We start from the raw sequence: 24,543 nt of genomic DNA on the forward strand, positions 1-24,543 counted from the left end.
AGATGGACGGGGGACCGTTCTGGGATCCCCGAGTGACGGCCAATATTCACGCCGCTGGCGCCGTGCTCTGGCGCCGCGCCCCCGGGAAGCCCGGCGGTGTGGAGATCGCGGTCGTGCACCGGCCCAAGTACCAGGACTGGTCGCTGCCCAAGGGCAAGATCGATCCGGGTGAGACCCCGGTGCTCGCCGCCGTACGCGAGGTGCGCGAGGAGACCGGCCTGGATTCGCGCCTCGGCCGGTACCTCGGGCACGTCACCTACCCCATTCCGGGGCACCGCAAACTCAAACGCGTCGATTATTGGGCGGCGGAAGTGGCGGGCGGCGAATTCACCGCCAATACCGAAGTGGATGTGCTGACCTGGCATCCGCTGGACCGGGTGATGGACGAGCTGTCCTATCCGATGGATCGGCAGGTCGTGCGGGCCTTCAGCCGAGTCCCCGCCGCCACCGAGACCCTGTTGCTGGTGCGGCACGCGAAAGCCGGCCACCGCTCTCGTTTCGAGGGCCCGGACGACGAACGGCCGCTGGAGCGGGCCGGGCGCGACCAAGCGCAGGCGTTGGTCCCGCATCTGCTGGCCTTCGGCGCGAGCGAGATCTATTCGGCCGATCCGGTGCGCTGCGTGCAGACGATGCAGCCGCTGGCCGAGAAACTCGGCGCGGAGATCCATCTGGAGCCGCTGCTGTCCGAAACCGGTTACGCGGCAGCGCCGGACGAGGCCCGCGAACGCGCCGTCGAGCTGGAGCCACAAGGCGCGGTGCGGGTTCTGTGCAGCCAGGGCAAGGTGATTCCCGATCTGCTGAATTGGTGGGCGGGCCGGTCCGGACTCACCGTTCCGCCTGCCCGTAATCGCAAGGGCAGCGTCTGGGTGCTGTCCTTCGCCGACGGCCGGATGGTGGCCGCGGACCACCTGGACCGGTCGCTGTCGACAGGCTTGGTGAAGCCGTAGAACGGGGGTTTCCGGCCCCCGAAAACCGGACGCGGACAGACCGAAACGGCCCCGGGATCGAACACCGGGGCCGTTTCCGGTCCGTATGGGTGGGGTAGTCGGCCGGGCCGCCGACTACGCCTCAGCGCGCGCGGCGGGCCGGAGCCTTCTTGGCCGCGGTCTTCTTGGCCGGAGCCTTCTTGGCCGCCGTGGTCTTCTTCGCGGCGGTGGCCTTGGTGGCCGTCTTCTTGGCCGCCGTGGTCTTCTTCGCGGCGGTGGCCTTGGCGGCCGTCTTCTTGGCCGCCGTGGTCTTCTTCGCGGCGGTGGCCTTGGCGGCCGTCTTCTTGGCAGGTGCCTTCTTCGCGGCGGTGGTGGTCTTCCGGGCGGTGGTCTTCGCCGGAGCCTTGGCCGCGGCCTTCTTGGCCGTCGTCTTGGCGGGCGCCTTGGTGGCGGTCGCCTTCTTGGCGGCGGCCTTCTTCGCCGCCGTCTTCTTGGCGGCCGCCTTCTTCGCCGCCACAGGGGCATTCACGCCACGCTTGACCGCAGGACCGGTCGCCGCGAGCTTCTGCTTGCCCGCGATGACCGCCTTGAATTGGGCGCCGGGACGGAACGCGGGCACCGAAGTCGGCTTCACCTTGACGGTTTCGCCGGTGCGCGGGTTCCGAGCCACACGGGCGGCACGCTTACGCTGTTCGAACACACCGAATCCGGTGATCGTGACGCTCTGGCCTTTGTGCACCGCGCGCACGATGGTGTCCACAACATGCTCGACTGCCGCGGTAGCCGTGCGCCTGTCCGTACCCAACTTTTCGGTCAGAACGTCGATCAGTTCCGCCTTGTTCATTGAATCCTCCGCAGACTAATGGCCCGTCGTCGGACCGACTAGGTACCACGGTAAACCCACTTTGAGCAAGAGTCTATGTGCCACGCCAAAATTCATGGTGGTTTAGCACACGTCTAGCTACCGCTCGCCATGACGTCCAGCTATCGCACCTGATTGATTACGCCTGCGAAATATGGGCGGGCAGGGTGGTGGGCTTCCAAGTCGGCCTTGCCTTTTCGAACTCGGCGATGACGTCGCTACGCCGCAGTGTCAGACCGATGTCGTCCAATCCCTCGAGCAGGCGCCACCGGGTGTAGTCATCAATATCGAACGGCAACACGACGGTTCCCGCCGTCACGGTGCGCGCCTGGAGATCCACTACCAATTCGAGACCCGGCTGTTCCTCGATCATCTTCCAGAGCAATTCGACATCGTTCTGTGACATCTGCGCCGCCAACAGGCCGCCCTTGCCCGCATTGCCACGGAAGATGTCGGCGAATCGAGGCGAGATGACCACCCGAAAGCCGTAGTCCGACAGCGCCCATACGGCATGCTCGCGTGAGGAACCGGTACCGAAATCCGGGCCCGCAACCAGCACACTACCCCGGTTGTACGGCTCGGTGTTCAAAATGAAGTCGGGCTCTGTTCGCCAGCCCGCGAACAGGCCGTCCTCGAATCCGGTTCGAGTGACCCGCTTCAGATAGACCGCCGGGATGATCTGGTCAGTGTCGACGTTGGAGCGGCGCAGCGGCACGCCGATCCCCTTGTGCACGGTGAAGGCTTCCATCAGATTCTCCTGGATACGTAGGGGGTGTCGCGCGGCGTCAGTTCAGATCCGCGGGCGAGGACAGAGTTCCGCGGACCGCCGTCGCGGCGGCCACCAGCGGGGAAACCAGATGGGTACGCCCGCCTTTGCCCTGCCTGCCTTCGAAGTTGCGGTTCGAGGTGGAGGCGCAGCGCTGGCCCGGCGAAAGCTGATCCGGGTTCATTCCCAGGCACATCGAACAACCGGCCTGCCGCCATTCGGCGCCCGCCGCGGTGAAAATCTCGCCCAATCCTTCTTTTTCCGCCTGCGCGCGAACCCGCATCGAGCCCGGTACAACCAGCATTCGCACGCCGTCGGCGACGCGCCGTCCCTTCAAAATCCCGGCCACAGCGCGCAAATCCTCGATGCGTCCGTTGGTGCACGATCCGACGAATACGGTGTCGATCGGGATCTCCCGAAGCGGAGTTCCCGGCTCCAAATCCATGTACCGCAGCGCTTTCTCCGCGGCCTCGCGCACCGTCTCGTCGGCAATCTCGGCGGGGTTGGGCACGGTCTCGCCCAGCGGCAGACCCTGACCCGGGTTGGTGCCCCAGGTGACGAACGGCGTCAGCTTGCTCGCGTCGATGTGCACCTCGGCGTCGAAAACGGCGCCCTCGTCCGTCTTCAGCGCGTCCCAGGCAGCCACCGCGGCATCCCAGTCGGCGCCCTCGGGCGCGTGCGGGCGGCCCTTCAGGAACTCGTAGGTGACCTCGTCCGGCGCGATCATGCCGGCGCGGGCGCCCGCCTCGATGGACATGTTGCACATCGTCATCCGCGCCTCCATGGACATGGCGCGCACGGCCTCGCCGCGGTACTCCAGGACATAGCCCTGGCCGCCGCCGGTGCCGATCTGGGCGATGACCGCGAGGATCACGTCCTTGCTGGTGACCCCGTGCGGCAGCTGACCGTCGATGTTGATCGCCATCGTCTTGAACGGGCGCAGCGACAAAGTCTGTGTCGCCAGCACGTGTTCGACCTCGCTGGTGCCGATGCCCATCGCCAGCGCGCCGAACGCGCCGTGCGTGGAGGTGTGGCTGTCGCCGCACACCACGGTCGTGCCGGGCTGGGTCAGGCCGAGCTGCGGACCGACCACGTGCACGATGCCCTGATCCAGATCGCCCATCGGGTGCAGCCGGACACCGAATTCCGCGCAGTTGCGCCGCAGCGTCTCGACCTGGGTGCGGGAAATGGGGTCGGCGATCGGCTTATCGATATCGATGGTGGGGACGTTGTGGTCCTCGGTCGCGATGGTCAGGTCGGGGCGGCGCACCGGCCTGCCCGCGGCCCGCAGTCCGTCGAAGGCCTGCGGACTCGTCACTTCGTGCACCAGGTGCAGATCGATGTAGATCAGATCGGGCTCGCGCGAGGCGCCTTCACCCTCGCCGCGGGCTACGACGTGCTGATCCCACACCTTCTCGGCCAGGGTGCGTGGGCGGTCGGCCATTCTCGATCACCTTTCGGACGAGCAGCGGGGCCGCGCGATTCGGGCTGAGTGCGCGGCGCCTGCTGCACAGAGTTGTGGATTCGGGTCGGCGGACATCTCGACCGTGCCGCCCCGCCCTGGCCGCTCGCCTCGGCGGCGGCTTTCTCGGCGGAGTTTGACTATCTCAATATCCGAGACGCTAATATCGTTCTATGAGACAGCATAGCGGTATCGGCGTCCTCGACAAAGCAGTGGCAGTCCTCTATGCCGTCGCGGAGCACCCCTGCGGTCTCAACGAGCTGTGCACCCGTACCGGCCTGCCGAGGGCCACCGCGCACCGGTTGGCCGTCGGGCTCGAGGTGCACCGTCTGCTCGCTCGCGACAACAACGGGACCTGGCGACCGGGTCCGGCCCTCGCCGAGCTCGCGGCGGGCGCCACCGATCCGCTCCAGGAGGCCGCGGCGGCCATTCTGCCCCGGCTGCGCGAGATCACCGGCGAGAGCGTCCAGCTGTATTGCCGCGACGGCGGCGCCAGGGTCTGCATCGCCGCCATGGAACCGCCCGTCGGCCTGCGCGACACCGTGCCGATCGGCGCGCGGCTACCGCTGACCGCGGGCTCGGCCGCCAAGGTGTTGCTCGCCTGGGCGGATCCGGAGTTGCAGCGCACCATTCTCGCCGACGCGGTGTTCGGTGAGCGCGCACTCGCCGAGGTGCGCAAGCGCGGCTGGGCGCAGAGCGCGGCCGAGCGAGCCGCGGGCGTGGCCAGCGTCTCGGCGCCGGTGCGCGATACGGCGGGCAACGTGATCGCCGCGGTCTCGGTCTCCGGCCCGATCGACCGAATGGGCCGCAGGCCCGGCGCGCGCTGGGCAGCCGATCTCGTCGCCGCCGCGGACGCGCTGCACAAGCGCCTGTAACACGTTTCAGATTCGTTCTCTAGAGTTGGCCCATGGGAGTCAACCAACGGGCGCAGATCGTCATGTCGGACGCCGAGATCGCCGAGTTCCTGGAGCGCAGCCGCATCGCGACGCTGGCCACCCTCGGTCCGCAGGGCAGGCCGCACCTGACCGCCATGTGGTACGCGCTGATCGACGGCGAGATCTGGTTCGAGACCAAGGCCAAATCGCAGAAAGCGGTGAACCTGCGTCGCGATCCGCGCGTCACTTGCATGATCGAGGCCGGGCAGACCTACGACCAGCTGCGCGGGGTGTCCATCGAGGGCCGCGCCGAGATCATCGACGACCCGGAGCGGCTGTTCGCGGTCGGCGTGAGCGTCTGGGAGCGCTACACCGGCCCCTACAGCGAAGAGGTTCGGCCGCTGGTGGAGAACATGCTCAACAAGCGGGTCGCGGTGCGCGTGGTGCCCGAGCGGGTACGCAGCTGGGATCACCGCAAGCTCGGCCTGCCCGCGCTGCCGCTCGGCGGCACCACCGCCAACGCCTTGGACTAGGGCATACCTCCGCGTTCGCTCCGGCCACGCGCGGGCTACCGGCGGCGTTCGTCCGGCTGTGTCGCCCGGATCGCGCGCGGCGCATCGAAAATCGAGCTGACATCGGCGCTGTCGCGCGTTAGCGTCGAGTCGTTCGACACGATTCGGCCGGGCAGCGCCGCCCAGCGGGTGGCACTGCGCCGCGGCCGCGACGACGAGGAGCAGGCGATGACGGAATCGGGTAGTTCCAACGGCAGTGCCGAAGATGTGAAGCGCAAGTTCCGCGAGGCGCTGGAGAAGAAGAACGCCCAGCACGCCAAGTCGACCGACCACTTGGACGGCCACTCGAAGGCGACCGCCGCGCACGGCAACGCCAGCCACAAGCGGGAGTTCCGCCGCAAGAGCGGATAACCACCCATCCGGAACGGGGCGCCAGGGATCGCGAACGGCACATCATCCGCGACCCCCTCGAAGGCGCCCCGTCCTTTATTTCCTCGCTCCGAATCGTCTTCGAATACATCGCACGTAGTTCGGCGCGCCGACGAGTTACAGCGCCCACCCGCACCGCCGACTTCCCCCCACCGAGCTGATCGCCCAGCTCCGCGAATCGTCACCCTCCGCCCGCCGCGCCCCAGGCGCTGGCCCCTCGACCCACTGGTCGACATCATCGTGCACGGCCAAGACATCGCCCTGCCGCCTGAGGCACACCCCCACCGACCGCGTGACGACCTCCTTGGACCACGTCCTCCCGGCCGCTTCTACGACGCCCAGAAACGCCTCCGTGACGCACGCCTGCCCGCGACGGACACCGTTTGGACCCCCAAGCGAGGGCAAAGGGAAGTCGAGCCCACAGCGATCGGCCTACTGCTCCTCGCCACAGCCCGCCAAGCTGCGCGCACCTAATGCCGCGTCCAGAATGATCGGCACGGCAACCGACTGAAGGCCCTTTCCATCCGGCCAGACCGACTGCCTGTGACCTTCATCCACCCGACCTGCGCGCCCGGTGATCCGACCGGGGATGGCAGGTGGCCGACTGGGGTGGTAGGTGGGCCGACTGGGGTGGCAGGTGGGCCGACTGGCGGTGGCTAACGATCGAATCGCGTGGCCAACCTTCGTGACGGGACACCAGCAGCCCCCGCCTAGCCCGTGAACACACCGCAGGCTGCGAACGCCACCCAGGGGCCGCCCCATGCGCCGGCACGACTCGATCGACCGCTCCTCCTTCGCCCCGGGCGTGCTGCTCGGTGTCCGGGAGATCGGCGGTCGGCCCGGGCCTGACCGTCGGGCTCGATCCGTTCTTGGACACGCCGCGAACCGAGAAAGCCCCACGAACACACCAACCACTCGCCACAGACGACTCGCCGGGCCGCTTCCCACACCGCAGAGAGGACCGGCGAACGCCGAACAACCGAATCCGGCCACCCTCACCCAAAAGCCGCCCAAGCACAGAACACGTCCGAGAACCCAAGCAAAGACTCGAAGCGACGACCCACACCAAACGGGACCACCCACCAAGGGGGGTCCGGGGGGCAAAGCCCCTCCGGGCGGGGCGTGGGGGTCGCACCCCCACAAAACACCTGCGAAGCAAGAAAGGCCCATGCTCTCCATGAGCATGGGCCTTCCACTTGCGTAGCCCCGACGGGATTCGAACCCGCGCTACCGCCTTGAGAGGGCGGCGTCCTAGGCCGCTAGACGACGGGGCCAGGACTGATCATTCACTTTCGTGATGATCTCCGTTGATCTTTCGATCTTTGGAAGCTCGGTTAGCTTAGCTGACCGAAGCTCGGCGACCAAATCGCCGGATGCTGAACCACTTTCGGTCGCGAACCGAGAGACGAACAACATTCTCCGCTGGGGTACCAGGACTCGAACCTAGAATGGCTGAACCAGAATCAGCTGTGTTGCCAATTACACCATACCCCAGTGACCAGTCTTTCGACCCCGCCGTCTGGCTGACTTCGGGGCCGCGTTCCGGCCGAGAAAGAGATTACCAAACCCCTACCGGTAAACTACAAATCGGCTGGTCAGAGCCATGTTTTCGGCCGAAATCGCGGTCCGGGGGCCAGCCCGCGCACGTCGAGCGAACCGGTCCCGGCGACCCGCTCGGACCCGGGCGCACCGCCGGACGGTCATCCGTCCACGGCACGCCCGGGTCCGAGCGGGCGTGAGGTAGATCTCAGTCGGCGGGAGCGGTCCACTCCCGCGCGGCAGCCAGCCGAGCCATCGTCGTCTCGCGGCCGAGCAGTTCCAGCGACTCGTACAGCGGCGGGCTGATGTGCGATCCGGTCACCGCGACCCGCACCGGCGCGAAAGCCTTGCGCGGTTTGAGCCCCAAATCGTCGATCAGCGCGGTTTTCAGCGCCTCTTCGATAGCCGGGGTGGTCCAGGACGCCAAAGGCTCCAGCGCGGCGAGCGCGGCGTCGAGTACCGGCACGGCGTCCGCGCCCAGATTCTTCGCGCCCGCCGCGGGATCGATGGCGAACTCTTCGGCAGGCGCGAACAGGAATCGCAAGAGTTCCCAGGCGTCGGCCAGAACCACGATTCTGGTTTGCACCAATTCCGCCGCCGCGGCGAACACCTTCTCGTCCACCTCGGCGCCGATGTGGTTGTGTTCGGTGAGGAACTCGCGCAGCCTGCCGGCGAAATCACCGGGTTCCAGCAATCGGATGTGCTCGGCGTTCAGCGCGTCGGCCTTCTTCTGATCGAAACGCGCCGGATTCGAATTCACTTTCGATATGTCGAAGGCGGCAACCATCTCGGCCATCGAGAACACGTCGTGATCGTCGGCGATGCCCCAACCGAGTAATGCCAGGTAATTCAGCAAACCCTCGGGGATGAATCCGCGGTCGCGGTGGGCGAACAGATTCGACTCTGGATCACGCTTGGACAACTTCTTGTTGCCCTGCCCCATGACGAACGGCAGGTGGCCGAACTCCGGGGTGAACTCCGCCACCCCGATCCGGCGCAGCGCGGCGTACAGCGCCAGCTGGCGGGGCGTGGAGGAGAGCAGATCCTCGCCGCGCAGCACGTGGGTGATCCTCATCAGCGCGTCGTCGACCGGGTTGACCAGCGTGTAGAGCGGGTCGCCGTTGCCGCGGGTGAGCGCGAAGTCGGGCACGGAGCCCGCCTTGAAGGTGGTCTCGCCGCGTACCAGGTCGTGCCAGGTGAGGTCCTCGTCGGGCATACGAAGCCGGATCACGGGGGCCCTGCCGTCGGCGCGGAAGGCGGCGACGGCCTCGGCGCTCAGGTCCCGGTCGAAGTTGTCGTAGCCGAGCTTGGGATCCCGGCCCGCGGCGAGATGGCGCGCCTCGACTTCGTCTGGCGTGGAATAGGATTCGTAGGCCTCGCCCGCCTCGAGCAGCTTGCGAACAACGTCGAGGTGCAGTTCGCGGCGCTGCGACTGGCGGTAAGGGCCGTAGGGCCCGCCGACCTCGGGACCCTCGTCCCAGGTCAGGCCGAGCCAGCGCAGCGCGTCGAGGATGGCGCGGTAGGACTCCTCGGAATCGCGTGCCGCGTCGGTGTCCTCGATGCGGAAGACGAAGGTGCCGCCGGTGTGGCGGGCGTACGCCCAGTTGAACAGCGCCGTCCGGATCAGGCCGACGTGCGGTGTACCGGTGGGTGACGGGCAGAAACGGACCCGTACTTCAGTCATGGCTCTCTTTCGATCAGCGTTTGGCGGCAACGGGATTGGTGAGGGTTCCGAGACCCTCGACGGTGACGGACACCTGCTGCCCGTTCTGGACGGGGCCGACGCCCTCCGGTGTTCCGGTCAGGATCACGTCGCCGGGAAGCAGCGTCATGACCGTGCTCACCCATTCGACCAGCTTCGGAATGTCGTGCAGCAGTAGCGAAGTGCGGCTGCGCTGGCGGACCTCGCCGTCGAGCTCGGTGACGATCTCCAGATCCGAAGGGTCAAGCGACGTTTCGATCCACGGGCCGAGCGGGCAGAAGGTGTCATAGCCTTTGGCGCGTGTCCACTGGCCGTCCTGGCGCTGCTGATCGCGGGCGGTGACGTCGTTGGCGACGGTGTAGCCGAGGATCACGTCCTTGGCACGGGCGGCGGGCACGTCCTTGCACGGGCGGCCGATAACGACGGCGAGTTCACCCTCGTAGTCGACCTGAGAGGAGCTGGGCGGCAAGATGATCGGGGCGTTGGGCCCGACGATCGCGGTGCTCGGCTTCATGAAGATCACCGGCTCCTCCGGCGCGGGACCGCCCATCTCCGCGGCGTGCGCGGCGTAGTTCTTGCCGACGCACACCACCTTGCTGGCCAGGATCGGCGCGAGCAGGCGCACGTCGGCCAGCGGCCAGCTCCGTCCGGTGAACGTCGGCGTACCGAACGGGTGTTCCGCGATCTCTTTGGCGATGCTGTCGCTGTCCTCCCCCTCGATGCTGACGAACGCGACCCCATCGGGACTGGCAACTCGACCTAGACGCATGCCCCGAAGTCTATCGACCGGCATCGACCTGCCCGAACGCACCCGACCGAGCGGTCCGATCGGCGCGGCGGCGGGCCCCGGAATGCCGTCCGGCGAGAAATCGGGTCGCGCACGGGTGTAGCGTAAGCATCGGTGTTCACTCAGTGAGATATGAGTTCCATATTATGAGATTCGAGGTGTGGCCGATGGCGACCGTGACAGAAGTACGCGCGGGACGACGGTGGTCCATGCTCGGTCTCGGCGTCTTCGCGCAGGCCGCCAGCGCGGTGTTCGTGCACGGCACCCCGTTCCTGCTGCCCGCGCTCACCGCGCGCGGAATGTCTTTGCCCGCCGCGGGTCTGCTGGTGGCGATGCCCACCGTCGGGTTGGTCTGCACGCTGATCGCGTGGGGTTACGTGGTGGACCGGATCGGTGAGCGGAAAGTGTTGGTCGGCGGGCCGCTGGTGATGTTCGCCGCGGGCGCCGCGGCGGCGGTCACCACCAACGACATCGCGCTCGGTGCGCTGCTGTTCCTCGGCGGAGCGGGTGCGGCCAGCACCAACGGCGCCAGCGGTCGCGTCATCGTCGGCTGGTTCCCGCCGGAGCGGCGGGGGCTGGCGATGGGCATCCGGCAGACCGCGCAACCCCTGGGTGTCGGCGTCGGCGCGCTCGCCGTGCCCGCGGTCGCTGCGGCGCAAGGCATTTCGACCGCGATCCTGGTGCCGGCGATCATGGCGGGCCTCGCCGCGGCGGGCTGCTACCTGGGCATCGTGGATCCGCCGCGGCCGGAGGGCAAGGGCGTCGACCGGGCCAATCCGTATCGCGGCGACACCACCCTGTGGCGCATCCACGCCGTGTCCGTGCTGCTGTGTGTGCCGCAGGGCGTGGTGTGGACCTTCGCGCTGCTGTGGCTGCACCGCGACATCGGCTGGTCGCTGCCCGCCGCGGGGGCGCTGGTGACCGTGACCCAAATCCTTGGTGCGTTCGGCCGAATCGGCGCGGGCGCGTGGTCGGACCGGGTCGGCAGTCGGCTCGGTCCGCTGCGGACGGTGGCCATCGCCGCCGTGTTGTCCATGGCCGCACTGGGTCTGAGCGCGTGGACGCAGTGGTGGTGGGCCGCCATCCCGCTGCTGATCGCCGCCTCGGTGATCACGGTGTCCGACAACGGCCTCGCCTTCACGGCCGTCGCCGAGATCGCGGGACCATACTGGAGCGGGCGCGGACTCGGCATCCAGAACACCGGCCAGAACCTCGCGATCGCCGCCATCCCACCGGTTTTCGGCGCTCTGATCACCGTCGGCGGTTTCCCCGCCGCCTACTTGGCCGCCGCAGCCCTGGCCACCGCCGCCATCCCGCTGGTCCCCACCGACAGCCGCACCCCGCGCTGATCGGCTGCTTCCGGGGGCGTCCCCGTCGGCAACGACCGGGACGCCCTCCGCGCCGCGCCGTGGCCCTCGACTGACAGGGTCACGCGGACACATAACGAATCCCGCTGCGGCGCACCGACCTCGCGCACACGCGGTAGCCGATCATCGATGCCAACCATGGCCCTCTTCGCGAGACTGTCCCGCCCGCGCTCTGCAGGGCGCGGCCTCCCCTGCGAACGGCCGACCGAAATCCGCCGCGCCGAAGCACATCGCACGCCTCGACGGCATTCTCCGTACCTATGACGGGCTCGATTGGAGTGCGCGCCGGGTCGGACCGAAGAACGGCTCGAGCGTAAACCGCTGCGGGCGAACGCTACTCACACCTCGAGCAACGCCGCCGGGTCCACCTCGACGCGAAAGTGGTTGTGGTTGCCGATGTTCGCACGCAGTGTCGAACCGGGGCCGACGGGTGGCTCGGCGCGGTAGATATCGCCGTCGAGGACGAGTGGGTGGATGCGCACGTGCGGATGGTGTTCGACGATCCAGTACTGCCGGATGCCGACGGCCGCGTATTCCCTGACCTTTCGCACCCGGTCGGTGCGCTCGCTGCCCGTCCCCGGCGCGATCACCTCCACGGCCAGCTGCACCTCGGAGCCGGGCAGCAACCGCGGCGGGTCGGCGACGATGGCGGAGCGCACCACTTCGCGTGGCACCACGACGATGTCGGGTTTCCGGATACCGCCCGGCGTGCTCACTTCCCAACCGCCGCCGAGGCAGACGTGCACCTCGACGTCGGCGGCGACGTCGAGGAAACGCGCCAGCCGCTGCGCCACGTGATTGTGTCGAGCGCCGCGGTCGACCTCGACGAGCCAGCCGTCCTCCAGCTCGAAACTCTTGCCATTCGGCAGCGCGTGCAGGTCCCGAATCGTGTAGGGACCCGGCTCCGGCTTACGGCTCGTCCGTCGCTTGGCCACCTGGTCTCCCTGTTCCGCACTCGACCCGAGGGTAACCGGTTCGAGCGCGACGAATCCCCGCGCCACGGGCGGGCGCGGGGATCCGCGGTCGATCGCTCAGACCGAAGCGGCGATGCGGTCGCCGACCTCGACGGTGGACGACGCGCCGGACCGCGCGGCCAGGTCCTTGGCGACGGCGGCCTCGATGCGGGCGGCGGCCTCGGCGTTGCCGAGGTGCTCGAGCAGCAGCGCGACCGACAGAATCGCGGCGGTCGGGTCGGCCTTCGACTGGCCCGCGATGTCGGGGGCGCTGCCGTGCACCGGCTCGAACATGCTCGGGTTGGTGCCCGAGGCGTCGATGTTGCCGCTGGCCGCCAGGCCGATACCGCCGCTGACCGCGGCCGCGAGATCGGTGATGATGTCGCCGAACAGGTTGTCGGTGACGATCACGTCGAAGCGGCCGGGATCGTTGACCATGTGGATGGTCGCCGCGTCGATGTGCTGGTAGGCGGTGGTGACCTCGGGGAACTCCGCGGCGACCTCGTCGACGGTGCGCTGCCACAGCGACCCGGCGAAGGTCAGCACATTGTTCTTGTGCACAAGGGTGAGGTGCTTGCGGCGCGCCTGCGCCTTGGCGAAGGCGTAGCGGACGACGCGCTCGATGCCGAAACGGGTGTTGGTGCTCACCTCGGTGGCGACCTCGTGCGGCGTCTCGACGCGGATCGCGCCGCCGGTGCCGGTGTACGGCCCCTCGGTGCCTTCGCGCACCACGACGAAGTCGATGTCGGGGTTGCCCGCCAGCGGGCTGGTGACGCCGGGGAACAGCTTCGAGGGGCGCAGGTTCACGTGGTGGTCCAGCGCGAATCGGGTGCGCAGCAGCAGGCCGCGCTCGAGCACGCCGCTGGGCACCGACGGGTCGCCGATGGCGCCGAGCAGAATGGCGTCGTGCTGCTTCAGCTCGGGCAGCACCGACTCGGGCAGGATCTCGCCGGTCGCGTGGTAGCGCTTCGCGCCGAGGTCGTACTCGGTCTTCTCGACGCCGGGCACGACGACGTCCAGCACCTTGAGCGCCTCGGCGATAACCTCGGCCCCGATACCGTCACCGGGGATGACAGCAAGCTTCATGACAACTCCGTTCATTTTCGACCGGACCTGGCCGGACGCTCGGCGAGCAACGCCACGGTACTAGGCGACTCGCCGCGTCCGGCCACCCGGGCGGGACGCTCGCGACCTCCCGGCACACCGCCGGGAACATGCCGCGCGCCGCCACCCTGCGGTGACGGCGCGCGGCACGGTTCTCGTCCGGCGCTCGGCGCGCCGAGCGGATCAGAACAGGTCGACCAGCGCGATCTTGGCGGCGCCGACCGACTCGGCGATCGCGGCCTGCACGTCGGCGGGCACTTCCTTGTTCACGCGGAGGACGACGGTCGCGCCTTCCTTGTCCACGTCCTGGCTCAGCTGCGCGGCCAGGATGTCGATGTCGGCCTCGCCGAGCTTGGTGCCGATCTTGCCCAGCGCGCCCGGCCGGTCCTCGTAGTTGAGGATCGCCAGGTTCAGGCCCTCGGCCCGCATGTCGTAGTTGCGGCCGTTGATGTTGACGATCTTCTGCACCTGCTGCGGCTCGGTCAGCGTGCCCGCGACGTTCAGCGTGCGGCCGTCGCCGAACACGGCGCGCAGGTCGACGACGCTGCGGTGGCTCGGGCTCTCCGGCGCGGTGGTGACCTGCGCGGTGATGCCACGCTCCTTGGCCAGCGCGGGCGCGTTGACGAAGGTGACCTGGTCCTCGACCAGCGCCGAGAAGATGCCGCGCAGCGCCGAGAGCTCCAGCACGGCGACGTCCTCGGAGGCGAGCTCGCCGCGCACCTGCACCTCGATGCTGACGGGCAGCTCGTCGGACAGCTTGCCGACCAGGGCGCCCTGCTTGCGCACGATCTCCAGCCACGGGGCGACCTCTTCGCCGACCGCGCCGCCGGTGACGTTCACGGCGCCAGGCACGAACTCACCCGCCAGGGCCAGCAGCACCGACTTCGCGACATCGGTGCCCGCGCGGTCCTGCGCCTCGGAGGTGGACGCGCCCAGGTGCGGGGTGACGACGACCTGCGGCAGCTCGAACAGCGGGCTGTCGGTGCACGGCTCGGTCTCGAACACGTCCAGACCGGCGGCGCGCACGTGGCCCGACTTGATGGCGTCGGCCAGCGCGGCCTCGTCGATCAGGCCGCCGCGCGCGGCGTTGACGATGATGACGCCCGGCTTGGTGAGGGCGAGCTTCTCCTTGCTCAGCAGGCCCTTGGTCTCCGGGGTCTTGGGCAGGTGCACCGAGATCAGGTCGGCGCGCTGCAGCAGCTCGTCCAGGGTGACCAGCTCGATGCCGAGCTGGGCGGCGCGCGCCGGGGAGACGTAGGGGTCGTAGGCGATGAGCTTGGTCTCGAACGCGGCGAGGCGCGCGGCGAACAGCTGGCCGATGCGGCCGAGGCCGACGACGCCGACGGTCTTGCCGAAGATCTCGACACCGTTGAACTTGCTGCGCTTCCAGGTGCGCTCGCGCAGGGTCGCGTCGGCGGCGGGGACCTGGCGGGCGGCGGCGAGCAGCAGGGTGACCGCGTGCTCGGCGGCGGTGTGGATGTTGGAGGTCGGCGCGTTGACGACCATGACGCCGCGCTCGGTGGCCGCGGGCACGTCGACGTTGTCGAGGCCGACGCCGGCGCGGGCGACGATCTTCAGGTTCTTGCCTGCCTCGAGCACCTCGGCGTCGACGGTGGTGGCGGAACGCACGAGCAGCGCGTCGGCCTCCGGAACCGCGGCGAGCAGGGCCGGGCGGTCGGGGCCGTCGACCCAGCGAACCTCGACACCGTCACCGAGCGCGTCGACGGTCGACTGGGCGAGCTTGTCGGCGATCAGAACAACAGGACGGCCTGCTTGGCTCACTGTGGGGTACTCCTGGGGAAATGGGGGTCGGCAGTTACCGCCGACAAGCTTAGTGGTCGGCATTTCGTCCGGCTGTACCACCCGGTAGGCGGCTGCCGTCAGTGTGTGAGGTGGGCGGACGACCGAAAGCGAATGGCGTTCTGCCGTAAGGCCACCGGGTCCACGTCGATGTCAGCGGCGGTCCGGCGCATGCGCGCTGCCCGCAAGCAGCGGTCGTGTCCGAAACGCTCGGAGAAGACTGGAAGACCCCGCACCGAGGGGGTGCGGGGTCTTCCACGGTCGTGCCGATCGGACGGCACGGACCCGATCGAGTCGCTCGATCGCGGAGTCGAATCAGCGGCCGCCGAAGGATCCCGTCCACAGGGTGTTCAGCACACCGTTCAGCGCGGCGCCGAGGGTGTCGAACAGGCCGTTGATGGCGGCGCTACCGGTGTCGATGATAACGGGGATCATAAGAATTCCTCTTCCTCGAAATTATCCAGTCGAACTGGCTGACACACGGCACATCGGCGGCGGCGCGAATGCGGTTACGAAATTCTGGAAAATTGTGACGCGCACTACATTCAAATCTTCAATGCGGTGCAGATCACCGAACATCCCATGAATCCGCCTTCAAAAACCCGCCTTTACCTGCATGTTTACAGCGTTCGAATGCTGGTCGGCCGTCCAGATCATTCGCGTGCGCAGCATCTGCCGATTCATGAGAGGACTCTAAGGAATCGCCGGAGAAACTCTGAGAACGACAACTTCCGCGCGCTTGCCGAATTAGCCGGGCGGGACACGCTGCGAACATGAACTCGCGCTCGAAACCAGGGCATCCCAATGCCGGTATTTTTCTGGGCGCAGCCAGTTTGGTTATTAACAGGCAATTCGTCGTATATCTCGCAGTGGCAGCCGAGAACACCGTTTCGCGGTCGACACCGAGCGCCACAGCAACCTGCGCGCCCGGGTCGCCGCCGTCAGCGCGACCGCTACTCGCCGCGGGGCTCGGCCGGTTCGACCGCGTGCGGTGTTGCCCGCACCGCGTGGTGCTGCTGCTCGGCAACCTGAGCGTCGCGCTGGCGCCGAACTGCGCGCGCTGATCGCCCGGCACATATCGGTCGGCGTCGGAGTGGGCGCGGGTGCGGGCGATCACCGCCGGGGTCGCGACGCGCCTGGCACCCGCCCGTGCGGCCGCTCGGGCCACCTCGGTGGTGCTCAGCGGTGTGGCGGTGGCCTCGACAGTGGTGTGGCGGTGGCCTCGACAGTGCGGCCATGGCGCTGGCGGTCGCCGCACTGCGGACCGTCGCGACCGGATCGGGACGTGTCGACGTCGAGGCCGCGTGTGGGGACGTGGCGACACACCCGCGCTTGCGTCGGTGTCCGGATCGACAGTTGATGGCACGCACCACGTTTCGGCCCGAAAAATGAGCTGAAGCGCCGACACCCTCGCACATACGATCGAGGCATGTCGTTGCGCGCTGTTCCGGAGTCGATGGATCCGACCGTGGTCGGGTTTGTCGACGCCGAGCTGGACCGGATCGAGCGCGAGCATCGCGTACGGGTGCCGCTGGCCATCGAAAGCGGCAGCCGCGCTTGGGGTTTCCCGTCGCCGGACTCCGACTACGACTGCCGCTTCGTGTACGTGGCGCCGTTGGACACCTATCTGTCGCCGTGGCGGACGCGCGATGTGATCGAGACGCCGCTCGTGGGCTTGCTCGATGTCAACGGCTGGGAGCTGGGTAAAGCGTTGCGGTTGCTGGTCAAAGGCAACGCGGTGCTGATCGAGTGGCTGATGTCGCCGATCGTGTATCGCGGCGACGCGGGATTCCGCGCCGAGCTGCGGGCGCTGGCCGAGCAGGTCGCCGCCCGCGATCAAGTGGCGCGGCACTACCTGCACCTCGGCGCTCGGCAGTGGGAACTGTTCGACCGCAACCGATCACTGAAGAAGGTCTTCTACGCGCTGCGTCCCGCGATGGCGCTGCGGTGGCTGCGCGAGCATCCCGAAGCGGCGGTGGCGCCGATGCATCTGCCGACGCTGCTCGCGCAGTGCGAGCTGCCCGCCGACCTGGTCACGGCCGTGGCCGAGCTGACCGAACTCAAGTCGCGGACAAGGGAAATGGGCAGCGGAGCCGTGCCCGCGCCGATCGCCGACTTCATCGTGGGCGAATTCGGCAGTGCCACGGACGCTTTCCCACGCTCCGGCGAACGGGACCTGGGACGGGCACGGGACCTCACCGCGGAGTTCTTCCGCGCGCAGGCGCTGTCCGCCCGGTAGCGACTGCCGGGCGGTGCGGGGATACACCTACTCGACGACTCGCACGCCGATCGCCTCCGGCCCCGACTTGCTTTGGCGCAGCTCGAACTCCACCCGCTGCCCGGCCGTCAAGGATCGGAACCCGGAACCCTGGAGATCCAGGTAGTCCACGAACACGTCCTTGCCACCACCGTCTTGGGCGATGAAACCGAAACCCTTTTCGGTGTCGAACCACATCACTGTGCCCTGAGCCATACGCCGCACCTTCTCCGAACGCGCAGAACCGGGGAAGGGTACAACGCCGGGTGCCGCTCGGTCCATCGTGCGACGGTTCGGGCGGGTCTCCCCCAGCCCGAAACGACGAGAGGCCCCGCACCGTGATGGTGCGGAGCCTCGAAGTGCGTGTCGAATCAGGCGACGACGCGGACGTCCTGAGCCTGCGGACCCTTCTGTCCCTGGCCGATCTCGAACTCCACGCGCTGCCCCTCATCGAGGGACCGGAAACCCGAACCGCTCACAGCCGAGTAGTGCACGAAGACGTCGGGACCGCCGCCGTCCTGGGCAATGAAGCCGAAGCCCTTCTCGCTGTTGAACCACTTAACAATGCCTTGAGCCATTTCATACTTTCTGTTGACGAGCCAGGGACTTGCATAGACACCCCGGTCTCGTAGATCCACAATGCCATCATCCGACGAATTTCTCCACATTCGGCCCCATCCACTGTGAGCTATTCAACGCTCACGGGGGTCTGTGTCTCTCACCTCGCATCCGGGACCGGGTGTCGACCGCCCAGCGAACAGGCCTGTACACCGACGTACACGACCGACCTTACGTGCGAGTCATCGCCCTCGCACGTAGCGCAGCTGCGCGGGCTTGTTCGCATCGTAGTCGCCGCGGCCGGAAAGGTATTGCGGCACACCGACTTCCCACCATGCATCGGCCTCGGTCCAGTCGGCGGCCCGAGTCTTCACCACGACGACCGCGGGACGGGATGTCGCGACGGCGGTAGCCCGCGCTTGTCGATAGACATTTCGAAACTGGTCGGTATCTGTCGCAGTGAACACCGAGCAACCCAGCGCGGAGGCGTGCGACACGAAATCCACTCGCGGCGGGTCGACGAGGGTGGTGCGGCAGTCCGCGTACTGATTGTTGAACGCCGCACCGCCCTGCCCCTCCTGCAAGCGCGCGATCACCGCGTAGCCGTCGTTGTCGCACATCACGGCGACGAACGGGTGCCCGGCGAAGGCCGCCGAGAACAGTTCCGAATTCAGCATCAGATAGGAGCCGTCGCCGAGCAAGGTGGTGACCAGACCGTGCTCGCGCGCCATGGCCGCACCCCACGCCCCCGCGAGTTCGTAACCCATACAGGAGAATCCGTACTCCACGTCCATGCTCGGCGTCCCTCCGGCGGCCCGCCAGCCGCCGATCAGCTCGCCGGGCAGCCCGCCCGACGCCGTCATGACGTAGTCCTCCGGCGTCGAGAGCTCGTTGACGATGCCGACCACCTGGGCGTAGCTGGGCATGCCTGGTGTCGGGGCGCGCAGCTTGTCGATCCGGGCATCCCAGGTCTCCCGCAGCGGCGCGGCGCGGCCGGTCCAGTCCGCAGGGGCGATCCATCCGGACAGGTGTTCGGCCAGTTCAGAGAGGGTGGCTGCCGCATCGCCGACGACCGGCAGCGCGCCGTGCTTGACGGCGTCGAAGCGGGCCGCGTTGACGGTGACCAGGCGAACGTCGGGCGCGAAGACCGTCCACGAGGCCGTCGTGAAGTCCTGCAGTCGGGTGCCGACGGCGAGCACCAGGTCCGCGTCCGCGGCGAGCGCGTTCGCCGACGCCGAGCCGGTGATGCCGAGCGGGCCCGCGTGCAGCGGGTGATCGTGGGGCACCAGCGTGCGGCCCGCGGTGGTCTCGGTGATCGGAATGCCGTGCCGCTCCGCGAATTCCACCGCGATCGGGCCTGCGCCCGAGTAGCGCACGCCGCCGCCGAGCACCAGTAGCGGTCGCCGCGCGGCGCGGATGGCCGCGGCGGCCTCGGTCAGCGCCCGCAGGTCGGGGCGAGGCCGCGGCACGCGGTGCAGCACCGGAGTGAACAGCGCGTCCGGGAAGTCGAAGGTCTCGGCCTGCACGTCCTGGGGCAGTGCCAGGGTGACCGGTCCGGCGTCGGCTGGATCGGTCAGCACGCGGGCCACCTGCGGCAGCGTCGCGATGAGCTGTTCGGGTTCGGTGATCCGGTCGAAGTAGCGGCTCACCGCCCGGAACGCGTCGTTCACCGTCGCGGTCGCGTCCCCGAAGTGTTCGACCTGTTGCAGCACCGGATCGGGGGCGCGTCCGGTGAAGGTGTCGCCGGGAAGCAGCAGCAGCGGCAGCCGGTTGGCGTGCGCGACGCCCGCCGCGGTCACCATGTTCAGCGCGCCGGGCCCGATGGAGGACGTGGCGACGCCGACTTGGCGCCGGTGTGTTGCCTTGGCGTAGCCGACGGCCGCCAGTGCCATCCCCTGCTCGGTGTGCCCGCGCCAGACGGGCAGCTCGTCGCGGCGTTCGTGCAACGCCGTGCCGAGGCCGAGCACGTTCCCGTGCCCGAAGATCGCGAAGACGGCTGGGAACAGCGGCACGTCCGCGCCGTCCAGCGTCTCGGAGCGCTGCGCGACCAACCAGGACACCAGGGCCTGCGCGGTGGTCAGTTCCATGACAACCGTCCTTCCGGGCCGGTGACCGGGCAGCGCGGGTCGGCCTGCTCCCCCGCCCAGCCGTCCCGCACCCAGGCGTGCGCCGGATCGTCGCAGAAGGCCATCGACCGTTCGGGCGCCGGACCGGCCAGCACGTTGAGGTAGTACATCGGGTAGCCGGGCGCGGCGACACACGGACCGTGGTAACCGCGCGGCACCAGGAAGACGTCGCCGTCGCGGACCGCCACGTTCTCGTCCACCTCGGCGGTATAAGTGCGGTGCAGGCCGAAGCCCTCGCGGGACGGGGTGACGCCGTCGCGGCCCGCGATGCGGAAGTAGTAGATCTCCTCGTTGACCACCTCGCACGCGCTCGCCTCGTCGTGCTTGTGCGGCGGGTACGACGACCAGTTGCCGTCCGGCGTGATCAGCTCGCAGGCGTTGAGCTTGTCCGCGTGCGCCCAGACGCCGGGCACGCCGAAGTTGTTGACCTGCCGCGTCGCCCGGCCCGCGCCCCGCACCTCGACCGGAACCTCCTCGGCGGGACCGTATTTCGGCGACAGCCGCCGCGCGCATCTGGCCATCGGCATGGCGAGCACCGCGCCGTCGGCGCTGGACAACGCAACGTCGGCGTCGCGCGGTACGTACGCGAAATCGGTCACCCGGGTGAAAACCGAGTCGCGCCCGCGTAATTCGAGGACGTGCGCGTCGGCCCGGACGACGCAGGAGCCGGACAGCGGCAGCACGAACGCCTCGTACTCGCCGGTGGCCAGGGTTCTGGTCTCGCCCGGCGCGAGTTCGACTACGCGCAGGCCGGTGTAGCGCCATCCGGCGTCCTCGGCGGTGAGCCGGACCGGGTCTCGGCCGTCGGCCAGTGTCCCGGCCGGACGATGCAGTGTCATCGGGACTCCTTCAGCATCCGCGCCGCCGCGTCGACGGCGGCGGCGACATCGCCGTCCGGTGGGTAGAGCAGGGTGCGCCCCACCACCAGGCCGCGCACCACGTCGTGGTGCAGCGCGCCGCCCCACGCGGCCAGGTCCGCGGCCGGGTCACCCGAGGGCACTCCGCCGAGCACGACTACCGGCAGCGTCGTCGCGTCCAGCACCGAACTATCCTCGGGGGCAGGAATTTTCAGCCAGGTGTAGGCCGAGGTGACCCCGAGGCCGGAGGCGACGGTGATGGCACGCGCGAGCGCGGGCGCGTCCTTGCTCATCACCAGCGCGCCGGACGCGTCGCGGTGGTATGGAAGCGGTTCCACCATCGCCATCAGACCGTGCGCGGCGAGTTCGGACACCGCCTGCGCGCAAGCGTGCAGGGTGGGCACCGTGCCCGGATCCGAATCGACGAGCCGGAGAAGCATTTTGCCGCCGTCGAGGCGGTAGCGGACCAGTGCGTCGGCGTCGTAGCCGGTGAACCGGTCGTCGATCTCCCACTCGGCGCCCGCCAGGCCGCCGCGGTTCATCGAGCCGATCACCACCTTGTCGTCCAGCGCGTCGAGCAACAGCAGCTCCTCGACCACGTCCGGCGATCCCAGCACACCGTCCACCGCCGGATCGGCCAGCGCGATCAGCAACCGTTCCAGCAGAGTGCGCCGGTCGGCCATCGCGGTGCGGTCCGATCCGACGCCGAGCGCGCCGCGCGCGGGATGGTCGGCGGCCACCAGGAAAAGCGTCTCGCGCTCCGACAGCAGGGCGGATCGTCGAATTCTCTTGGCGTAGGCCCGTTCTACGGCCGCCGGGTCCGTCGCGCGAATTCGCAGCAGATCGGCCCAGCGGTCGTCGGTCAGGTACGGGTTCATCGGCACAGCAGCTCCTCGATCTCCGCGGCCGTCGGCATGGCGTCCGCGCAGGCCAGCCGGGACGCGACCAGCGCGCCCGCCGCGTTGGCGTAGACGCCGATGCGGTGCGGGTCCCAGTCGTCGAGCAGCCCGTGGATCAGCGCGCCGCCGAAGCCGTCGCCCGCGCCGAGCCCGCACACCACCGCCACCCGGCACGGCGGCACGGTCCAGCGCTCGTCGGCGGTGGCCACGAGGACGCCCTCGGCGCCGCGCTTGATCACCGCGAGCCGGATGCCGCGCGCCAGCAGCCGATCGGCCGCCGCATCGGGATCGGTCGTGCCGATCGCGATGCCGACCTCGGTGCGGTTGCCCACGACGACGTTCACGTGGTCGAGCATCCAGCCGATCTCGGCGCGCGCGGTCGCCTCGTCCGACCAGAACATCGGCCGATAGTCCAGGTCGAGGACCGTGTGCCCGCGCCGGGCGCGCCGCTCCAGGATCGCGCGCTGGGTGCCGCGCGCGGGTTCGGCGCTGACGCCGGTGCCGGTGACCCACAGCAGCGGCACGGCGTCGACGAGATCCCACGGCACGTCCTCGGGTGTGAGGGTGAGGTCCGGGGCGATCGGTGCGCGGTAGAAGAGCAGCGGCGGATCGGCGGGCGGGTTCAGCTCGCAGAAGACCACGGGCGTCAGCAGATTCGGCGCGGTGCCGACGTAGTCCGCCGCGACACCGAACTCGGTGAGCGCCGCGCGCACGTACGCGCCGAAGCCGTCCGGGCCGACTTTGGTGAGCACCGCCGAGCGACGGCCGAGGCGCGCGGCGGCCACCGCGACGTTGGTCGCCGTGCCGCCCAACGATTTCGCGAAGGACCGCACCTCGGCGAGCGGGACGCCGCCCTGCTCCGGATACAGGTCGACGCCGACGCGGCCGATGGTCAGCGCCTCGATCGTGCCCGCCCCCGCGGACCCGGTCACGAGCCGATCACCCGCGTCAATTCATGTTGTAGCGCGTCCAATTCGGCTCCGCCCGCCATCTGCCTGGTCAGCTCGGGCAGGTCGATCTCGGACTTCTCGTAGGCGCCGAGCACCGCGCCGCGCTCGAGCAGCAGGAAGCGGTCGCCGACGGGGTAGGCGTGGTGCGGATTGTGCGTGATGAGGACGACGCCGAGGCCGCGTTCGCGCGCCTGTACCACGTACTTCAGCACCACCCCAGCCTGTTTCACGCCCAACGCGGCGGTCGGCTCGTCGAGGATCAGCACCTTGGCACCGCGATGCACCGCCCTGGCGATCGCGACACACTGCCGCTGTCCGCCGGACAGGGTGCCGACCGGCTGCTCCATGTCCTCGATCTCGATACCCATGTCGGCCAGTGCCTTCCGGGCGATCTCGCGCCCGGCCTTCCGATCGAGCAGCCGGAAGGGCCCGGTCGTGGGCTCGAATCCGAGCACGAAGTTGCGCCAGACACTCATCAACGGCACCACCGCGAGATCCTGGTACACGGTCGCGATGCCGCGATCCAATGCCGCACGCGGCGAATCGAATCGGACTCGCTCGCCCTCGACGCGCAAGTCGCCTCTGTCGTGCCGGTGCACCCCGGCGAGGATCTTGATCAGCGTGGATTTGCCCGCGCCGTTGTCGCCGAGCACACAGGTGACCTCGCCCGCCCGCACCACCGTCGACACGTCACGCAGCGCGACGACGCCGCCGTAGCTCTTGCCGATGTCGATCGTCTCGATCAGGGGGGCGGTCATCGGCGCACCCTTTCCGCTCGCTTCTGGAATCGGTTGTTCACCAGCACCGCGGCCAGCAGCAGCACCCCGAGGAACAGCATGAACCAGTCGCTGTCCCAGCGTGCGAACACGATGCCCTGGCGGGCCATGCCGAAGATGAGCGCGCCGATGGCCGCGCCGATCGCCGAGCCGAAGCCGCCGGTGAGCAGGCAGCCGCCGACCACGGCAGCGATGATGTAGTGCAGCTCGAGCCCCACGCCCTGGTTGGCCTGCACGCTGGCGAATCGCAGGATGTTGCAGGAGCCGACCACCCAGCCCGCGAACGCGGTCCCCATGAACAGCAGGATCTTGGTCCGGTCCGCCGGAACACCCACCGCCCGCGCGCTGGACAGCGAGCCGCCGACCGCGAAGATCCAATTGCCGAACTTGGTGCGCACCAAAATGATCGAGGCGATCGCCGTGAGCACGATCCACCACACCACCGAGGCCTGGATGCGCGCGTCGCCGATGTTCAGCGTGGCCGCGAACACCCAGCCCGCCGACTCGTAGCCTTCCGCGGCCCGCACGCCCGACACCTGCACCGTGTCGGTGACCAAACGGGTGACGCCGAGGTTGAGACCTTGCAGCGCAAGGAAAGTGCCGAGGGTGACGATGAAACTCGGTAACCCCGTGCGCATCACGACCCAGCCGTTGAACGCGCCGACGGTCAGCGCGAACACCAGCGAGGCCAGCAGCGCGAACCAGACGTTCCACCCCGCGTGCACCGCGAGCAGTGCGGTAACGAGTGCGGTCGAGGCGGTCATCACGCCCGCCGACAGGTCGAATTCGCCGCCGATCATCAGCAGCGCCACCGCGACCGCCATGATGCCGAGCGTGGAGGCGTCGTCCAACCAGGTCGCGATCCCGAGCGGACTGAGGAAGCGATCGGTGACGAGCGAGAAGAAGACGAACACCAGCAGCGCGCCGAGGGCGGCTCCGATCTCCGGTCGAACCACGAGGCGCTGGAGCAGGCTCGGTCCTTCGGTGCTTGGCGTGACCTCGGTGCGTTCGGTCGTCGTGGTCATGTTCGTGGTCC

23 protein-coding genes, 2 tRNA genes and 1 pseudogene are annotated in these 24,543 nt (G+C 68.7%); 8 read left to right on the forward strand and 18 right to left on the reverse strand.

Annotated features, from left to right (window positions below; translation table 11 throughout):
* Window positions 1-2: 2 nt before the first annotated feature.
* Window positions 3-947, forward strand: a complete 945-nt coding sequence (locus tag T333_RS32065; RefSeq protein ID WP_496426855.1) for an NUDIX hydrolase — start codon at window positions 3-5, stop codon at window positions 945-947.
* Between the two features lie 121 nt (window positions 948-1,068).
* Here the strand turns inward: T333_RS32065 and T333_RS32070 are convergent, their stop codons facing one another.
* The 3 genes from T333_RS32070 to leuC all read right to left on the reverse strand — a co-directional run bounded on the left by T333_RS32070 (window position 1,069) and on the right by leuC (window position 3,998).
* The gene (locus tag T333_RS32070; RefSeq protein ID WP_496426817.1) at window positions 1,069-1,770 is read right to left on the reverse strand and encodes an HU family DNA-binding protein; all 702 of its coding nucleotides are present in this window, start codon (window positions 1,768-1,770) and stop codon (window positions 1,069-1,071) included.
* 157 nt (window positions 1,771-1,927) lie between these two features.
* Window positions 1,928-2,536, reverse strand: coding sequence for a 3-isopropylmalate dehydratase small subunit (gene leuD, locus T333_RS32075; protein WP_354999261.1), 609 nt, complete (start codon window positions 2,534-2,536; stop codon window positions 1,928-1,930).
* A 37-nt stretch (window positions 2,537-2,573) separates the two neighbouring features.
* Window positions 2,574-3,998 carry a 3-isopropylmalate dehydratase large subunit gene (gene leuC, locus T333_RS32080; RefSeq protein WP_354999260.1) on the reverse strand — a complete coding sequence of 475 codons (1,425 nt, stop codon included), beginning with the start codon at window positions 3,996-3,998 and terminating at the stop codon, window positions 2,574-2,576.
* Between the two features lie 191 nt (window positions 3,999-4,189).
* Here leuC and T333_RS32085 point away from each other — a divergent pair, with 191 nt between their 5' ends.
* The 4 genes and pseudogenes from T333_RS32085 to T333_RS32100 form a co-directional block, all read left to right on the forward strand.
* Window positions 4,190-4,891, forward strand: coding sequence for an IclR family transcriptional regulator (locus T333_RS32085; protein WP_067781941.1), 702 nt, complete (start codon window positions 4,190-4,192; stop codon window positions 4,889-4,891).
* Window positions 4,892-4,923: 32 nt separating this feature from the next.
* On the forward strand, window positions 4,924-5,424 hold the full coding sequence (locus T333_RS32090; protein WP_496426818.1) for a pyridoxamine 5'-phosphate oxidase family protein: 501 nt from the start codon (window positions 4,924-4,926) through the stop codon (window positions 5,422-5,424).
* A 207-nt stretch (window positions 5,425-5,631) separates the two neighbouring features.
* On the forward strand, window positions 5,632-5,814 hold the full coding sequence (locus T333_RS32095; RefSeq protein ID WP_354999258.1) for a DUF5302 domain-containing protein: 183 nt from the start codon (window positions 5,632-5,634) through the stop codon (window positions 5,812-5,814).
* 784 nt (window positions 5,815-6,598) lie between these two features.
* Window positions 6,599-6,707, forward strand: a pseudogene (locus tag T333_RS32100) (4-hydroxy-tetrahydrodipicolinate reductase); the annotation flags it as partial.
* 326 nt (window positions 6,708-7,033) lie between these two features.
* On the opposite strand, the gene T333_RS32105 reads toward T333_RS32100, so the two are convergent.
* The 4 genes from T333_RS32105 to T333_RS32120 form a co-directional block, all read right to left on the reverse strand.
* Window positions 7,034-7,106, reverse strand: a tRNA-Glu gene (locus T333_RS32105).
* Between the two features lie 148 nt (window positions 7,107-7,254).
* Window positions 7,255-7,326, reverse strand: a tRNA-Gln gene (locus T333_RS32110).
* A gap of 253 nt (window positions 7,327-7,579) precedes the next feature.
* Window positions 7,580-9,055, reverse strand: coding sequence for a glutamate--tRNA ligase (gene gltX / locus T333_RS32115; protein WP_496426819.1), 1,476 nt, complete (start codon window positions 9,053-9,055; stop codon window positions 7,580-7,582).
* Between the two features lie 13 nt (window positions 9,056-9,068).
* A complete protein-coding gene (locus tag T333_RS32120; protein ID WP_357253825.1) occupies window positions 9,069-9,842 on the reverse strand; it encodes a fumarylacetoacetate hydrolase family protein in 774 nt (257 codons plus the stop codon).
* Between the two features lie 185 nt (window positions 9,843-10,027).
* Here T333_RS32120 and T333_RS32125 point away from each other — a divergent pair, with 185 nt between their 5' ends.
* Complete coding sequence (locus T333_RS32125; protein ID WP_496426820.1) at window positions 10,028-11,209, forward strand: MFS transporter; 1,182 nt, start codon at window positions 10,028-10,030, stop codon at window positions 11,207-11,209.
* Between the two features lie 356 nt (window positions 11,210-11,565).
* Here the strand turns inward: T333_RS32125 and T333_RS32130 are convergent, their stop codons facing one another.
* The 3 genes from T333_RS32130 to serA form a co-directional block, all read right to left on the reverse strand.
* A complete protein-coding gene (locus T333_RS32130; RefSeq protein ID WP_496426821.1) occupies window positions 11,566-12,162 on the reverse strand; it encodes a Uma2 family endonuclease in 597 nt (198 codons plus the stop codon).
* A gap of 96 nt (window positions 12,163-12,258) precedes the next feature.
* The gene (locus T333_RS32135; RefSeq protein WP_496426822.1) at window positions 12,259-13,266 is read right to left on the reverse strand and encodes a 3-isopropylmalate dehydrogenase; all 1,008 of its coding nucleotides are present in this window, start codon (window positions 13,264-13,266) and stop codon (window positions 12,259-12,261) included.
* 201 nt (window positions 13,267-13,467) lie between these two features.
* Entirely contained in the window at window positions 13,468-15,066 is a 1,599-nt protein-coding gene (gene serA, locus T333_RS32140; RefSeq protein WP_354999252.1) for a phosphoglycerate dehydrogenase, read from the reverse strand.
* Window positions 15,067-15,857: 791 nt separating this feature from the next.
* On the opposite strand from serA, the gene T333_RS32145 reads away from it, so the two are divergent.
* Together T333_RS32145 and T333_RS32150 are read left to right on the forward strand one after the other, a co-directional pair.
* Window positions 15,858-16,148 carry a hypothetical protein gene (locus T333_RS32145; RefSeq protein WP_496426823.1) on the forward strand — a complete coding sequence of 97 codons (291 nt, stop codon included), beginning with the start codon at window positions 15,858-15,860 and terminating at the stop codon, window positions 16,146-16,148.
* A gap of 365 nt (window positions 16,149-16,513) precedes the next feature.
* Window positions 16,514-17,323, forward strand: coding sequence for a nucleotidyltransferase domain-containing protein (locus tag T333_RS32150; protein WP_496426824.1), 810 nt, complete (start codon window positions 16,514-16,516; stop codon window positions 17,321-17,323).
* Between the two features lie 27 nt (window positions 17,324-17,350).
* Here T333_RS32150 and T333_RS32155 read toward each other — a convergent pair whose 3' ends face one another.
* The 8 genes from T333_RS32155 to T333_RS32190 form a co-directional block, all read right to left on the reverse strand.
* Window positions 17,351-17,557, reverse strand: a complete 207-nt coding sequence (locus tag T333_RS32155) for a cold-shock protein (protein ID WP_354999250.1) — start codon at window positions 17,555-17,557, stop codon at window positions 17,351-17,353.
* Window positions 17,558-17,712: 155 nt separating this feature from the next.
* A complete protein-coding gene (locus T333_RS32160; protein ID WP_011210759.1) occupies window positions 17,713-17,919 on the reverse strand; it encodes a cold-shock protein in 207 nt (68 codons plus the stop codon).
* Window positions 17,920-18,141: 222 nt separating this feature from the next.
* Window positions 18,142-19,986 carry a 3D-(3,5/4)-trihydroxycyclohexane-1,2-dione acylhydrolase (decyclizing) gene (iolD, locus tag T333_RS32165; RefSeq protein ID WP_496426825.1) on the reverse strand — a complete coding sequence of 615 codons (1,845 nt, stop codon included), beginning with the start codon at window positions 19,984-19,986 and terminating at the stop codon, window positions 18,142-18,144.
* Window positions 19,977-20,864, reverse strand: a complete 888-nt coding sequence (gene iolB, locus T333_RS32170) for a 5-deoxy-glucuronate isomerase (RefSeq protein WP_357253468.1) — start codon at window positions 20,862-20,864, stop codon at window positions 19,977-19,979. The genes iolD and iolB overlap by 10 nt, the downstream gene beginning before the upstream one ends.
* A complete protein-coding gene (locus tag T333_RS32175) occupies window positions 20,861-21,760 on the reverse strand; it encodes a Cgl0159 family (beta/alpha)8-fold protein (RefSeq protein ID WP_357253491.1) in 900 nt (299 codons plus the stop codon). Before T333_RS32175 ends, iolB begins: the two co-directional genes overlap by 4 nt.
* Window positions 21,757-22,713, reverse strand: a complete 957-nt coding sequence (gene iolC / locus T333_RS32180) for a 5-dehydro-2-deoxygluconokinase (protein ID WP_496426826.1) — start codon at window positions 22,711-22,713, stop codon at window positions 21,757-21,759. The genes T333_RS32175 and iolC overlap by 4 nt, the downstream gene beginning before the upstream one ends.
* Window positions 22,710-23,489 (reverse strand): ATP-binding cassette domain-containing protein, encoded by a 780-nt coding sequence (locus T333_RS32185; protein WP_496426827.1) that lies wholly within the window; start codon window positions 23,487-23,489, stop codon window positions 22,710-22,712. Before T333_RS32185 ends, iolC begins: the two co-directional genes overlap by 4 nt.
* Window positions 23,486-24,532, reverse strand: a complete 1,047-nt coding sequence (locus T333_RS32190) for an ABC transporter permease (protein WP_496426828.1) — start codon at window positions 24,530-24,532, stop codon at window positions 23,486-23,488. The genes T333_RS32185 and T333_RS32190 overlap by 4 nt, the downstream gene beginning before the upstream one ends.
* Window positions 24,533-24,543 lie beyond the last annotated feature (11 nt).

This window comes from Nocardia sp. CNS-044, from assembly GCF_059570515.1.

Excerpts from the sequence above, each read along its gene's own strand:
- T333_RS32065 (WP_496426855.1), top strand. The coding sequence starts at position 3 with ATGGACGGGGGACCGTTCTGGGATCCCCGAGTGACGGCCAATATTCAC.
- T333_RS32070 (WP_496426817.1), bottom strand. The coding sequence starts at position 1,770 with ATGAACAAGGCGGAACTGATCGACGTTCTGACCGAAAAGTTGGGTACG.
- leuD (WP_354999261.1), bottom strand. The coding sequence starts at position 2,536 with ATGGAAGCCTTCACCGTGCACAAGGGGATCGGCGTGCCGCTGCGCCGC.
- leuC (WP_354999260.1), bottom strand. The coding sequence starts at position 3,998 with ATGGCCGACCGCCCACGCACCCTGGCCGAGAAGGTGTGGGATCAGCAC.
- T333_RS32085 (WP_067781941.1), top strand. The coding sequence starts at position 4,190 with ATGAGACAGCATAGCGGTATCGGCGTCCTCGACAAAGCAGTGGCAGTC.
- T333_RS32090 (WP_496426818.1), top strand. The coding sequence starts at position 4,924 with ATGGGAGTCAACCAACGGGCGCAGATCGTCATGTCGGACGCCGAGATC.
- T333_RS32095 (WP_354999258.1), top strand. The coding sequence starts at position 5,632 with ATGACGGAATCGGGTAGTTCCAACGGCAGTGCCGAAGATGTGAAGCGC.
- gltX (WP_496426819.1), bottom strand. The coding sequence starts at position 9,055 with ATGACTGAAGTACGGGTCCGTTTCTGCCCGTCACCCACCGGTACACCG.
- T333_RS32120 (WP_357253825.1), bottom strand. The coding sequence starts at position 9,842 with ATGCGTCTAGGTCGAGTTGCCAGTCCCGATGGGGTCGCGTTCGTCAGC.
- T333_RS32125 (WP_496426820.1), top strand. The coding sequence starts at position 10,028 with ATGGCGACCGTGACAGAAGTACGCGCGGGACGACGGTGGTCCATGCTC.
- T333_RS32135 (WP_496426822.1), bottom strand. The coding sequence starts at position 13,266 with ATGAAGCTTGCTGTCATCCCCGGTGACGGTATCGGGGCCGAGGTTATC.
- T333_RS32145 (WP_496426823.1), top strand. The coding sequence starts at position 15,858 with ATGAACTCGCGCTCGAAACCAGGGCATCCCAATGCCGGTATTTTTCTG.
- T333_RS32150 (WP_496426824.1), top strand. The coding sequence starts at position 16,514 with ATGTCGTTGCGCGCTGTTCCGGAGTCGATGGATCCGACCGTGGTCGGG.
- T333_RS32155 (WP_354999250.1), bottom strand. The coding sequence starts at position 17,557 with ATGGCTCAGGGCACAGTGATGTGGTTCGACACCGAAAAGGGTTTCGGT.
- T333_RS32160 (WP_011210759.1), bottom strand. The coding sequence starts at position 17,919 with ATGGCTCAAGGCATTGTTAAGTGGTTCAACAGCGAGAAGGGCTTCGGC.
- iolD (WP_496426825.1), bottom strand. The coding sequence starts at position 19,986 with ATGGAACTGACCACCGCGCAGGCCCTGGTGTCCTGGTTGGTCGCGCAG.
- iolB (WP_357253468.1), bottom strand. The coding sequence starts at position 20,864 with ATGACACTGCATCGTCCGGCCGGGACACTGGCCGACGGCCGAGACCCG.
- T333_RS32175 (WP_357253491.1), bottom strand. The coding sequence starts at position 21,760 with ATGAACCCGTACCTGACCGACGACCGCTGGGCCGATCTGCTGCGAATT.
- T333_RS32185 (WP_496426827.1), bottom strand. The coding sequence starts at position 23,489 with ATGACCGCCCCCCTGATCGAGACGATCGACATCGGCAAGAGCTACGGC.
- T333_RS32190 (WP_496426828.1), bottom strand. The coding sequence starts at position 24,532 with ATGACCACGACGACCGAACGCACCGAGGTCACGCCAAGCACCGAAGGA.